This window comes from Actinopolymorpha alba DSM 45243 (genome assembly GCF_000373925.1).
GTDB lineage: Bacteria > Actinomycetota > Actinomycetes > Propionibacteriales > Actinopolymorphaceae > Actinopolymorpha > Actinopolymorpha alba.
In genome coordinates this window covers 1-13,130 of the sequence record NZ_KB892828.1, presented here as the reverse complement: position 1 = coordinate 13,130, position 13,130 = coordinate 1, and the positions used below count along the sequence as shown (strand labels likewise).

Annotated in this window: 8 protein-coding genes and 1 pseudogene; 7 read left to right on the top strand and 2 right to left on the bottom strand. The window is 69.6% G+C overall.

The annotated features are described in order from the left end of the window. The 3 genes and pseudogenes from B141_RS52065 to B141_RS0137865 all read left to right on the top strand — a co-directional run. A pseudogene (locus B141_RS52065) lies at window positions 1-239 on the top strand (NF041680 family putative transposase); the annotation flags it as partial. 154 nt (window positions 240-393) lie between these two features. After that, entirely contained in the window at window positions 394-2,937 is a 2,544-nt protein-coding gene (locus tag B141_RS52500; protein ID WP_202806067.1) for a PEP/pyruvate-binding domain-containing protein, read from the top strand. Window positions 2,938-2,947: 10 nt separating this feature from the next. After that, window positions 2,948-3,598 (top strand): TetR/AcrR family transcriptional regulator, encoded by a 651-nt coding sequence (locus B141_RS0137865; protein WP_020580377.1) that lies wholly within the window; start codon window positions 2,948-2,950, stop codon window positions 3,596-3,598. Between the two features lie 888 nt (window positions 3,599-4,486). On the opposite strand, the gene B141_RS0137860 is transcribed toward B141_RS0137865, so the two are convergent. Then, on the bottom strand, window positions 4,487-5,530 hold the full coding sequence (locus B141_RS0137860) for a LacI family DNA-binding transcriptional regulator (RefSeq protein ID WP_020580376.1): 1,044 nt from the start codon (window positions 5,528-5,530) through the stop codon (window positions 4,487-4,489). 137 nt (window positions 5,531-5,667) lie between these two features. Beyond that, window positions 5,668-6,906: a glycosyltransferase family 4 protein gene (locus tag B141_RS45085; RefSeq protein ID WP_084678779.1), complete on the bottom strand. Its 1,239-nt coding sequence runs from the start codon at window positions 6,904-6,906 to the stop codon at window positions 5,668-5,670. A 304-nt stretch (window positions 6,907-7,210) separates the two neighbouring features. Between B141_RS45085 and B141_RS45075 the strand changes: the two genes are divergently transcribed. From B141_RS45075 to B141_RS0137835, 4 genes are all read left to right on the top strand, one after another. Continuing rightward, complete coding sequence (locus B141_RS45075) at window positions 7,211-8,158, top strand: PIG-L family deacetylase (RefSeq protein WP_237742913.1); 948 nt, start codon at window positions 7,211-7,213, stop codon at window positions 8,156-8,158. Further along, entirely contained in the window at window positions 8,155-9,306 is a 1,152-nt protein-coding gene (locus tag B141_RS45070; protein ID WP_202806065.1) for a lysylphosphatidylglycerol synthase transmembrane domain-containing protein, read from the top strand. Before B141_RS45075 ends, B141_RS45070 begins: the two co-directional genes overlap by 4 nt. A gap of 197 nt (window positions 9,307-9,503) precedes the next feature. Next, window positions 9,504-10,742 carry a Gfo/Idh/MocA family protein gene (locus tag B141_RS0137840; protein ID WP_020580371.1) on the top strand — a complete coding sequence of 413 codons (1,239 nt, stop codon included), beginning with the start codon at window positions 9,504-9,506 and terminating at the stop codon, window positions 10,740-10,742. 71 nt (window positions 10,743-10,813) lie between these two features. Further along, window positions 10,814-12,808, top strand: a complete 1,995-nt coding sequence (locus B141_RS0137835) for a hypothetical protein (protein WP_020580370.1) — start codon at window positions 10,814-10,816, stop codon at window positions 12,806-12,808. Window positions 12,809-13,130 lie beyond the last annotated feature (322 nt).

The following is a 13,130-nucleotide window of genomic DNA, read 5'->3' as shown; positions in this document are numbered from 1 at the left end:
GTCGCCCCTGGGAACCACGCACCCGCGATCCCCGCCGGCTCACCCCCGCCCAGACCCGTCGAGGATTTCGCAACATCCGCCCGACCATGGTGCTTCCGGCCGGCGTCCCGAAACCCTCCCACCCTGGCCCAGGCCGTCCCCCCAACTCACCCAACAAGCAACGCGCCGTCGTACGCCACGTCGGGAAGATCACCAAAACGGACACACCAGTCACCACAGCGACCAACCAAAAAGGTTAAACAACAAGCTAAGTCCCGCCAGAGTTGCCTGGCGCGGATTCCCGAGGCGGCCTTTAGTGAACGTTGCGTTTCGTGGAGTTGAACAGTAGCCTCCCGAAACTAGAGAACAAATCGTTCTCTATCGCCGGCACGCTCAGGCCATCGGGAGACCCCCATGACAGGGATGACGGACCAGCTCGTCGCGCCCCTTCGTACGTTCGGCAAGGACGACCTCCCCCTGGCCGGCGGCAAGGGGGCCAATCTCGGCGAGCTCATCCAGCACGGCTTCCCGGTCCCCGACGGATTCCTGGTCACGACCCAGGCGTACGCCACGATCGCCAGCGGTACCGACCTGGCCGCCACCATCACCGAGCTCGTTGCTGGCCGGCTCGCCACTGGGGACGACGACGGCGCCAAGATCCGCGCCGGCTTCGAGACGGCCGCGATCCCCGACGGTCTGCGGGCAGCGCTGGTCGAGGCCTACGCCCGGCTTGGGCGGGTCCCGGTCGCGGTGCGTTCCAGTGCCACGGCCGAGGACCTGCCCGGAGCGGCGTTCGCCGGTCAGCAGGACACCTACCTCAACGTGGTTGGCGAGGAGGCGCTGCTCGACGCCGTACGCCGGTGCTGGGGTTCGCTGTGGACCGACCGGGCCATCGCCTACCGCCGCCGGCGCGGGATCGACTCCGACGAGGTGCGCATCGCGGTCGTCGTACAGGCCATGGTCCAGGCCGACACCGCGGGGGTGATGTTCACCGCGAATCCCGTCACCGGTGAGCGCGGCGAGATCGTGATCGACGCCAGCGAGGGACTCGGCGAGGCGGTCGTCTCCGGTCTCGTCACCCCCGACCACTACGTACTCGACCCCGACGGAAAGGTCCGTGAGTGGTCGCCCGGGCGGCGTGAGGTCGTCATCCGGGGTACGTCCGGTGGCGGCGTCACCCACGAGGAAGGGCAGGGGCAGAGCACGGCGAAGCCCCAACGACTTCCGGCCGGAGTTCTGGAGGAGCTGGCCCGCCTCGGCACCTCCGTCGCCGAACACTTCGGCCGGCCACAGGACATCGAGTGGGCCTATGCGGATAGGCGGGTGTGGCTGGTCCAGGCGCGCCCGATGACGGCGGTGCCCCCGCCGCCCCTGCGACTGAACGCCGTTCAGCGGCGGCTGGGCTCGGTCCTGCTCGACTACGTTCCCGTCCGGCCTTATCCGATCGACGTGACCACCTGGGTGCCGTACGGTCCGGCAGGGCTCATGGGCAAGATTGCGGAGAGCTTCGGATTCCGGGGTGCCCTCGACGGCTTCCTGCGCGAAGAGGACGGCGTGGTCGTCGCCCTCGTACCCCCGTCCCCCACGCCCACGATCGGGGTGCTCGCGGTGCCGTTCCGGATCGCCGCCCGGGCCCGGCGACACGATCCCGACCGATGGACCGAGGACCCGCGTTTCACCGAGTGGATTCGCCGGATCAGTGACGTCGCCGGCCACGACCTCGCGACCATGCCCTGGTCGGAGTTGATCCAGGTCCCAAGGCAGGCTTTGACGCTGGTCGAGCCGGCCGGTGATCTCCGCGCCGACTACCTGCCCCGCGCGGTCCTCGCGCTGGGGCGACTCGCGGTGGCACTCAAGGTGCTGCGGCGCGGCGACCTCCTGAACGACCTGATCCTCGGCGCCCACACCCGCACCCACGACGCCAACCTCGCGCTGGAGGCGCTGGCCGCACAGGTGCGCGAGACTCCCCGGCTGGCGGGCACCTTCGCCACGCTCGAGCCCCACCAGTTGATGGACGCGATCGAGGGGGATCCGGAGTTCGGTGCCTTCGCCGCCGCGCTGGAGGCGTTCCTGGTGGAGTACGGCCACCGCGAGACCGCGAGCCCGATCCTGGTCTCACCGCCCACCCTGGGGGAATCGCCTGAGACCGTCCTCGGACTGGTGAAGGTGCTCGCCAGCAAACCACCATCTCCTCGGACCGCGGGTCCGGCCGAGGTGTCCATGGAGCGCCTGCTCACCCATCCGCTGCTGCGAGCCTCAGGCATCCGCGCCCCGCTACTGCGGTGGGTCGAAGCGGCTCGCGCGGGTCTCGCGTTCCGGGAGGACAGCCACTTCTACTTCACCAAGCCGCTTCCGATCCTGCGCCGCGCCCTGCTGGAGATCGGCGGCCGGCTGCGCGACGCGGGCATCCTCGCGGCCCCCGAGGACGTGTTCCACCTGCGCCTGGAGGAGCTGGAGGCGATCACCGAGTTACCTGATCTTGACGAGGCGTACGCCGAGAAACTCCGCGCTGGGGTCCGCGCCCGGTCCGCCAAGCGGGAGGAGCTTGCTGGCGTACGCCTCATCGACCCCACGCTGGTCTTTCCCACCCCGCCCGACAGCGGGGACGCCCTGGTGGTCGGAGCTCCGGGCGGAGGCGGGCGGATCACCGGACCGGTCAGGGTCATCCGCGAGGCGGCGGAGTTCGGCCAACTCGCCAGCGGCGACGTGCTCGTCTGTCCCTACACCAACCCGGCATGGACGCCGTTGTTCCAGCGCGCCGCCGCCGTGGTCGTCGACTCTGGAGGGATCGCGTCGCACGCCGCGATCGTGGCGCGGGAGTACGGCATTCCCGCGGTGATGGGCACGGCCCGAGGCACCGGCGTCCTGACCAACGGGCAGTTGGTGACGGTGGATGGCAACACCGGGCGGGTGACCTCAGCCTCAGCTTCGGCCTCGGACGATAGTGACCGTCCGTAGCATGCGGGGCATGAGTTCCGAGCTGAACGCTGACCCGGGACGGCCTGCCAGCGACCATCGCAAGCAGCCCCGCCGGCGCGGTGCGGCGCTCAACGCGGCGATCTTCCAGGCGACTCTCGACGAGCTCGCCGAGAGTGGGTACGCGAAGCTGAGCATGGAACGCGTCGCCGAGCGGGCCCGCGCCGGCAAGGCCTCTCTCTACCGTCGGTGGCCGACCCGCGCCGAACTCGCGCTCGACGCGGTCCGTCACGCGATGCCCGACCCGCTGACCCCACCCGACACTGGCAGCCTGCGCGGCGACCTGCTGGCCAGCATGCGCTTCGCGGCCACCACTCTCGCCGGTCCCGCGGGCGAGGCGCTACGCGGGCTGATCAGCGAACTCCTGCGGGATCGTCCCCAAGCCCTCGCGCAGTACTCCCAGGGAACCTGGGAGCGGATCATGCTCGCGATCGCCCGCCGGGCCGCGGACCGTGGGGAGATCGATCCCTCGGCCGTCACACCGCGCCGCCTCGAAGTCGGCCAGGCCTTGCTCCGGCAGCATTTCCTCATCAAGGGCACCCCCATTCCCGACGAGGTGATCGTCGAGATCGTCGACGAGGTACTGATCCCGCTCCTCCACGCGGGCGCGCCGGTGAGCCAACCCCACCGCAAACCTCGGTGAGCGATCTCGCGTAGTGCACAACTCTCGACGCAGATCGAGATCATTTCGGGGAAATGGCCCGCGCTTCGCGCGAAACTTGGACCGCTTCCCCGAAATAATCTCGAGCCAACCGCAAACCGTCCGGGCCGCGAGACAACTGGCCCACTGAGGGGCGGGATCTTGGACTTGTCCGAAGGATCGCCCCCCCCACGCGCAGAAGCTTCGGACAAGTCGCGGACACACTCGGAGGCTTATTCAAAACCCCGTCGCGCCAGGCAGTTGGAGGAGCGGAGGTCGACGTGGGACCTGGCGACGCTGTGGCGGCCCAGGCACGGCACCCGTGCTCGCCGAACCTTGAGTAGACGCCCACTTTTGCGCGGGAACTGGGCATCTACTCAAGGTTTCGCGCCGCGACACCTTCAGGTCTGCCCGCGATATGAGACAAGGCGGGCGTTGTCTCATATCGCGTACGCCTTCTCCGCTGCGAGGCAGGGCATATCCCCACCAGGCAAGGAAAATTCGCCTAGTGAGGTGGGGACTTGCCGCGTGAGGTCCGCCAACGGGTGTACACCATGTGAGACAGAAGCCCGGCTTCTCACTATCCGAAACGGTTGGGTGTACGCCATTCGAGACGCCCGCCACCTCACGCGGTTACCCCCACGAAGCACGCCGAATTCGCCTTGCATGGCGACGACTCGGCGCAACGAGAACCCGAACTGGCCTCACATCCGCTACACCTCAGCAAGACTGTGAGAACTTCAGGGGGTCATAGCACCCCAAAATCTTCACGATCCTGAGCTGACCTGGCCAACACGAGGCCGCCAGTGAGTTCGCCAAACTCCTGCACCTGGTGAACCCACCACCGGGCTGGTGACAACTCGGGCCTATGACAACTCGGCAGGACCTCGGTTACGAAGGACCGCCGCCCGAGCGGCCGAGGGTGCTCTCGCGCGCCTTCAACGTGTAGGACGCGAAGATCTCCTGCGGGCCCGCCGCATCCGCCTGCCCGGACCCGCCCCGCACCACCTGCTGGTTGAGCAGGTCCACCGCCACCCGGGCGATCTGCTGCTTGTCCGGCGAGATCGTCGAGAGGGTCGGCACCGAATAGCGGCCATCCTGGATGTCGTCGAAACCGACCACCGCGACGTCCTCGGGCACGCGTACGCCGCGCTCCGCCAGCGTACGGAGCACCCCGAGCGCCAGGACGTCGCTGAAACAGAAGACCGCGTCGGGGCGGGGTGAGCGGTCGAGCAGCGCCGCCATCGCCGCCGCGCCGTCAGCCCGGTCGAAGCGGTCCGTTGGAACCACCAGTCGTTCGTCGTACGGCAGCCCGGCTTCGGCGAGCGCACGGCGGTAACCTTCCAGCCGCACCCGCGCGGTCATCCCCTCGGGGACTTCCTGGGCACCGATCGCGGCGATGCGGGTACGCCCCAGCCCGATGAGGTGGGCGGTGGCATCCCGGGCGGCTGCGACGTTGTCGATCACCACGTGGTCGGCGGGGCCGTTGTGGATCCGCTCCCCGAGGAGCACCATCGGCGTGGAGTCGGTCCGCGCGGCGAGGTCCCCCACGGTGAGGGCGAGCGGACTGAGGATCAGCCCGTCGATGAGTTGGTCGCGAAGCCCGCCGATGATCTGGCGTTCCCGCTCCTGGACCCCTTCGGTCTGGTCGACCAGCACCGTCCATCCGTGCCGGTCGGCCTCGCTCACCAGATGGCGGGCGAGTTCGGCGAAGTAGGGGACGTCCAACTCGGGCACGGCGAGCGCGATGACGCCGGTACGCCCCCGCCGCAGGCTGCGGGCAGAGAGGTTCGGGCGGTAGTTGAGGGTCGCGATGGCCTCCTCGACCCGGCTCCGGGTCGAGGCCCGAACGTGGACGTATCCGTTGACCACGTTCGAGACGGTCTTGGGGGACACCCCCGCCAGCTCCGCGACGTCCCGCAACGTCGTGCGCATCCGCTGCCACCTTCCTGGCTGAGGTGCTCCACGTAAGGGCCCCATTGTGCGGGAAGATCCGCCCCACTGTGAACGTGGACCTCCAGCCGGCCCGATGACCGCCGAGCCGCCGAGCCGCCGACCTCGACGACCCCGCGTCAGACGGGCGTCGATCGCCGCGACCTGCGCACGTGGCGGCGACCGCCGGGAAGCCCGGCCTGGCCGCCGCCGCGTCCGCCGCCATTTCCGGCACGGGCCCTCGCCTGCGAGTAGCGTTCCTCGAAGTCAGACAGGACGACCGGCCACGTGCAGCGGACCGGCTCAGTGGCGCGGTTGTGTTCGGCGATCGCCGTCCGCAGGTCATGGTCGCGGGCGAGCCGGACGACCGCCGCCGCCAACTCCGCTGGCGAGCGCCCGAGCAGGCCCTCCTTCTCAGAGATCACGAAGTCGGCGACCCCACCCTCGGCGTACGCCACCACGGGTACGCCGGCCGTCCTCGCCTCCAGCGCCGCAATGCCGAAGGACTCGCGGTTGGCGGGGGCAAGGAAGACGTCGGCGCTTCGCAGGACCGCGCGGACCTCGGCCCGGTCGAGCCGCCCCGCCAACTCCACCCAGTCCGACATCGCGTGGTGGCGCAGGTAACGCTCCATGAGTCCCCGGGCCGGACCATCACCGACCACGGTCGCCCGCAGACGGACGCCGGCGCCGAGGGCGGCCCGCGTGGCGCGCAGGATCCGCAGCAGTGTCAAGGGGCGCTTGCGCGGCGCGAGCCGGCCGACCGCGACGACGTGGACCTCGGCCGGCAGGTCCTCCGGCCGCTCCTCGCGTACCTCGCTTCCGGACACCAACGGCTCAGGCCGCCACTGCGCGGTGTCGATGCCGTTCGCCACCACGTGGACCGGGATCCGCGACCCCACCACCGACCGGATCGGCGCTGCCGCCGCCTCGCTCACCGTCGTACACACCACGGGCCAACCAGACCACCGCAGGCCGGCGTCCAATCCCTCATAGAGCCCACGGGTGATCGGATCCCACATGCTGTGCACGGTGACGACGGTCGGCAGGGACCGCCGGGCCGCCACCCGCAGAGCGGACCAGGCGAAGGGCGAAACCGCACCGACATGAAGATGGAGAACGTCGGGCTGGAGTTCCTGGCAGATCCGGCCGACGTGGTGACCCGTCCGTGGATGGATCGGCAACTCGAACGGCAGAGCGGCCACCACCCGATGCACCGATATCCCCTGAGGTATGCGGGCACTGCCATCCCGATCGGGAGTGGCGGTGACGACGTGAACCTCGTGCCCGGCTTCGCTTTGCAGGCGGGCGAGTTCGGCGACCTGGATCTCGATCCCGCCCAGGCGGGGCAGGAAACAGTCACTCACGTGTACGACTTTCACCGCGGGTCCCCCGATTCGACCTCCGCCATACGTGCGCCGTTCTTAATACCGGACCACCGGATGCCACTCAAACACCAGATGCCACTCAAACAAAGGCTTGGCGGGTAAGGTATCGAACCCGACCGCGCCAGAACATCCGGCTTTCCGACATCCTGTCCCCTGTTCCCCTTCCGCACACATCCATGCCTATCAGGCAGTGTGATCTTTCCACCACGGGTTCGATCCCCGAGATTGATATGGAGGTCACCCGGAGATGTCCCTTACTCCACGGCACTTCCGGTCGCGAGCGTGCGAGGGTGATGGTGTGACGCACACTTGCGTTTTCTTTCACGCGCATCCTGATGACGAAGCGCTCTTCACCTCGGGCACGATGGCCCTGCTCGCCGCGGAGGGTCACCGCGTGGTCCTGGTTGTCGCCACGGCGGGTGACCAGGGCCTGGCCGCGCCGGACTCGCTGGGTGACAACGCGCTGGGGGATGTGCGGATGTGTGAACTCCACGCCTCCGCGCGGGTGCTGGGCTGTGCGCGGGTGGAGTACCTCGGGTACGCCGACTCCGGGCTCGACGGCGCGGCCGCCACTGACGGGCGGGTGGCGTTCGCGAAGGCCGACGTCGACGAGGCGGCGGGCCGGCTCGCCGCGATCCTGCGCGAAGAGAACGCCGACCTGTTGACGACGTACGACCCGGCGGGCGGATACGGCCATCCCGACCACGTGCGGGTCCACCACGTCGGCGCCCGGGCCGCCCAACTCGCCGGCACCCCACGGGTCCTCGAGGCCACCGTCGACCGGCACCTGCTCCTGCGGGCGCTGCGCCTGATCGGCCGGGTCTACCGCTTCCCGGCCGAGTTCGACGTCGACAGCTTCGAGCGGGCGTTCAGCGCGCGGGAGGAGATCACCCACCGGATTGACGTACGCCGCTACGCCAATGCCAAGCGAGCCAGCCTGACCGCGCACGCCACCCAGGCCACCGGCGGCGACTCCGTGCGCACGGTGGCGGCCCTGCGGCGGTTGCCCGGCCCGCTCTTCCGCCTGGTGCTGGGCACCGAGTGGTACGTCCAGCGTGACGCGGCGCCAGGGACCCGTCTCACCCATCCCCTGGCCGGCCTCGCCACCACCCACCCCACCCCCACTGAGGTAGCTCCGGCCCCTCGCGGGCTTCGCCCGCCCGGGCCCACCCCCACTGAGGTAGCTCCGGCCCCTCGCGGGCTTCGCCCGCCCGGGCCCACCCCCACCGCGGCGGCAGACCGATGACGAGCCCCTTCGTCGGCGTACGTACCCGGCCGGTCATGTCAGCCCTCTCGATCCTGGTCGCGGTCGGCCTGGTGGTCGGCCTGCCGTACTTCGTGGGCATCGGGTGGGGTGACATCTGGGCGCAGTTCGCCGAGCTCGAATGGCCGGTGGTCGTCGGGTTGTTCGGCCTCTGGCTCGCCGGGCTGTGGGCGTACACCTACGTCCTCACCGCGTCCCTTCCCGGGCTCACGAACCCCCAGGCACTCACCCTCAACTGCGTCGGCAGCGCGGTCAGCAACCTCATGCCGTTCGGGGGCGCGGCCGGGGTCGCCGTCAACTTCGCCTTGGCACGGGCCTGGGGCTTCCGCACGCAGGCGGTGGCGGTGTCGACGGTGACGAGCGGCATCTGGAACCTCCTGGCCAGGTTCCTACTGCCGGCGTTCGGCCTGCTGGCCCTGCTCGCTTCGGGGCGGGTCCCCGACGCGAAGCTGGCGGTACCCGCCGAACTCGCGGCGCTCGCGCTCATCGGCGTCGTGGCCGCCACCGTGCTGGCGTTGCGGTGGGATCCCGCGGCTCGCATGCTGGGGCAGGCCGCCGACACTGGCGTACGCCTCCTCCCCAGCCGGATCCGGGCAAGGGTTCACCGCCCGAGCCTGGCCCTGGAGAACCTCCGCGGGACGACGGCTGACCTGCTGCGTTCGGCCTGGCCGACGATGACGCTCGGCATGATCGCCTACGTCGGGCTGCAGGCGGTCCTCTTCTGCGCCTGCCTCCTGGCGACCGGCGCCTACATCGGGCTTGCCGAGGCCATCGCGGCGTTCGCGCTCGGGCGCCTGCTCACCACGGTCGTGGTGACGCCCGGTGGCTTCGGGATCGCGGAGGCGGGCACGGCCGCCGTCATGATCCACCTCAGCGCCCCCGCGGGACCCGTGGCCGCCGCCGTCCTGCTGTTCTCGATGTTCACCTACGTCCTCGAGATTCCTCTCGGCGCGATCTTCTGGTCCCTGCGGACGTTCGTCGGGCCGCGTGGCGATGCCCGCAACGCCGTGCCCGTGCCCTCACCAGGTGGTCCGGCCGGGACGGTGCTGGACCAATCCGCGGCCTGGGAGGACCACCCGCCGCCGTCACCTCGGCTGCCGGCGGATCCCTCGCGGGACTCCGCACAGTAAGCGCGAGAAAGGTTGGTCCGGTTCCGGACGATCACCAGACGTACCCCACCACCCCACACTGCGTTCACCTAGGGTGACTCCAAGCGACGGCGTGCGGCAGTAGTCCGAACGACGTCGCTCTTCGCTGGTTACCCAGTCGGGCCGAAGGCTCGGATCCTCCGAGCTGGCTCGTGATCTTCCAAGGCAGAAGGGGCTGCGTGGACTTCGACCAACGCCCGATCGCGGCGGCATCCCCTCGCGTCGGCCTCGCGGGCGTCAACGGTTACGGCCGAAACCACCTACGGAACGCCGTCCGGCTGGACGGCGAGGGCCTGCTCCGGCTCGTGGCCTACGCCGACGTCGCCCCCGACGCAGCCGGGACCGTCGCGGCGTTGTGCCCGCACCCGCTCCCTGGGTACGCGTCGTTCGAGCGGCTCCTCGCCGACGAGGCACTCGACATCGCGGTGCTGGGCACGCCCATCCCGCTGCACGCGGAGATGATCGACCAGGCGTTCGCCCACGACGTCTCCGTCCTGGTCGAGAAGCCGCCCGTCGTCACCGTGCAGGATCTCGACCGGCTCCTCCAGGCGCAGGAGGGTCGGGACGTCGTGTGCCAGGTGGGCTTCCAGAACGCTCGGTCGCCCGTCATCCGCGCGCTCGGGCAACTGGGCCGCAGCGGCGTTCTCGGCGAGATCGAACTCGTGGGGATCGCCGGACACTGGCAGCGCTCCGACGCCTACTACGCCCGCACCGACTGGGCCGGCGCGCTGGTGCACCGGGGAAGGCACGTCCTCGACGGAACGCTGACGAACCCCTTCGCCCACGCGCTGATGAACGCCCTTCTGGTCGCCGGACGCGACGACGACCACCCCGCGACGCCCGCGACCGTCCAGGCCGAGCTCTACCGCTGCCGCGACATTGACGGCGACGACACCGCGAGCGTGCGGATCACCACTGACGAAGGCATCCCCATCGTCGCCGCCGTCACCCTGGTCGCCGGAACGCACGCGGATCCCCGGGTCTTCGTCAAGGGATCCTTGGCGACCGCAACGGCGTACTACACCAAGGGGCGACTCGAGATCGACCCGCCCGAATTCCCCCTGGCGGTCTCACCCGACACCAGCGGCCAGGCACCCGACCTTCTCGCGAATGTCGCCGAAGTTGTGCGTGGCACGAACAAACAGCTGCTGGTCCCCCTTAGACTGTGCCGCGGTTTCGTCCTCGCCCTCAACGGGATGTACGAGTCCGCCGGCAGACCCAGACCCGTCTCGCCACGCTTCACGACCGACCGATCGGAGAACGGCGAGCGTTGGGTTCACCTTGACGGCGTCGACGACCTCATCGAACACTGCGCCCAGACAGGGCAGCTCTTTTCTGAGGCCGGCGCTGGCTGGGCTTCGTCCACGCAGGCGTTCTCCCTGGCTCGCTATCACACCTTCGATCTCTTCAGAAGCTGATGGACCATTACCGAATAATCTCCAGGCACTCCGTCCACCGGACGTCGCCCGACCCGTTGGAGCCGTTGTCCGTGGGCAACGGCGAGTTCGCGTTCACGGTCGACGTCACCGGTCTGCAGACCTTTCCGGCGTTCCACACCGATGGGATGCGCCTTGGCACCCAGGCCCAGTGGGCCTGGCACACCGCGCCCAACCCCGAGGCGTTCGTGCTCGACGACGCGTACGAGGCCTACCAGACCGACGACGGCCGCACCGTGCCGTACGCCACCACCGGTCCAGACTTCGCCGACCCGGCTGTCTCCCACCGCGGCAAGCAGGCCCGGCAGTGGTTGCGGGAAAATCCGCACCGCGTCGACCTGGGGCGGATCGGCTTCGTACGGCCGGACGGGTCCCCGATCGAGGTGACCGCGCTCGGCGCCATCAGCCAGCGGCTGGACCTGTGGCGTGGCCGGATCGAGAGCAGGTTCGAGCTGGATGGCTCGATCGTGGAGGTCACGACAGCGTGCGATCCGGAGCTTGACCTCATCGCCGTCCGCGTCGAGTCGCCGCTGCTGGCGAAGGGCGAGCTCGCGATCGGGGTGCGGTTCCCCTACGCCACTGGCGACTGGAGCGAGGCCTGCGACTGGGAGTCGGCTGACCGGCACCAGACCGAGGTGACCGTCCGAGGCTGCCGCGCCGACCTACGCCGGGTCCTCGACGACGACGTCCACCACGTCTCGCTGGCCTGGACCACCGGTGCCCGGCTCAAGGAACTCGGCCAGCACGACTTCGCCATCCACGCCGACGGACTCGGTGTCCTGGAGTTCACGGCGACGTTCTCCCCGTCCCCCCCGGTCGTCGCGGCGCCGCAGACAGTGGCCGCCACGTTGTCCGCAGCGGAGGTCCACTGGGCGGAGTTCTGGACGACCGGCGGCATGGTCGACTTCTCCGACGCCACCGATCCGCGCGCTGAAGAGCTCGAACGCCGCGTGGTCCTCTCGCAGTACCTCACCGCCATCCACTGCGCCGGCTCCACGCCACCACAGGAGACCGGGCTCGTCACCAACAGCTGGCGGGGCAAGTTCCACCTCGAGATGCACTGGTGGCACGCCGCGCACTTCACCTTGTGGAATCGCACGCCCTTGCTCGAACGCAGCCTCGGCTGGTACGACCGCATCCTGCCCGTCGCGCAGGAGTACGCCCGCCTGCAGGGGTATTCCGGCGCTCGCTGGCCCAAGCAGGTCGGCCCCGAGGGTCGGGAAAGCCCCAGCGACGTGGGCGCCCTCCTCATCTGGCAGCAACCCCACCCGATCTACTACGCCGAACTCATCTGGCGCCGGCGGCCGACCCGGCGGACCCTGGAGCGGTTCGCACCGCTGGTCTTCGAGTCCGCGGCGTTCATGGCGTCATACGCCACCTGGAACCCCCGCGAGGACCGCTTCGACCTCGGACCGCCCCTCGCCTCAGCGCAGGAGAAGGCGTTCCCCGATCGGCGGGTCTCCCGCAACCCGTCGTTCGAGTTGGCGTACTGGGCGTGGGGTCTCAAGACCGCGCAAGCCTGGCGCGAGCGGCTCGGCCTTGCCCGAATCTCGCTGTGGGATTCGGTCGCGAACGGCCTCGCCGCCCTACCGACACGGGACGGTCTCTACGTCGAACTCGAGCATCCGGTCACCCGGCCCGAGGGACACCCCACCATGGTCGGCGCGCTGGGCTTCGTCCCGTCCGTCGGGCGGGTGGAGCCGGAGCGAATGCGGGCGACGCTTCGGTACGTCCTGGACAGCTGGGAATGGGCCGACACCTGGGGATGGGACTACCCGCTCCTCGCGATGACCGCCTGCCGGGTCGGCGAACCCCGCCTGGCCGTCGAGGCGCTCCTGATCGACGCCCCCAAGAACCGCTACCTCGCCAATGGCCACAACTTCCAGCGTCCGGGCACCCTGCCCTTGTACCTACCGGGTAACGGCGGTCTCCTCTATGCGGTCGCGATGATGGCTGCCGGATGGGACGGCGCACCGGAGGGACCCACGCCTGGATTCCCGCAGCCAGACTGGCGGGTGCGCGCCGAAGGGCTGTGGCCCGCACCCTGACCCCGGCTTGCCGGGTTGTCATAGGTTTCTCGGTCTCTTAGACCCTGTTGGCTTATTCGGGACACGCCGTGTGGTGTGCGTGCTTGTTGATCTTGACCCGGTCATGATCGTTTCCGGTCGGTTTTCTGGTGTTTGTTCCCGGCCGCAGAATGGGGTGGTCATGTCGATGAAGCCGCAGCCGTGGCCGGAGGTGCCGGCCGATACTGCCCGGGTCGCTCGGGCGGCCTTTCCGCGGGGTGCGTTGGCGATGCGGGTTCGTGAGGAGTTGGGCTGCTGGTATGACGACGAGGCGTTCGCGTCGGCGTATGGGGTGCGGGGAAGG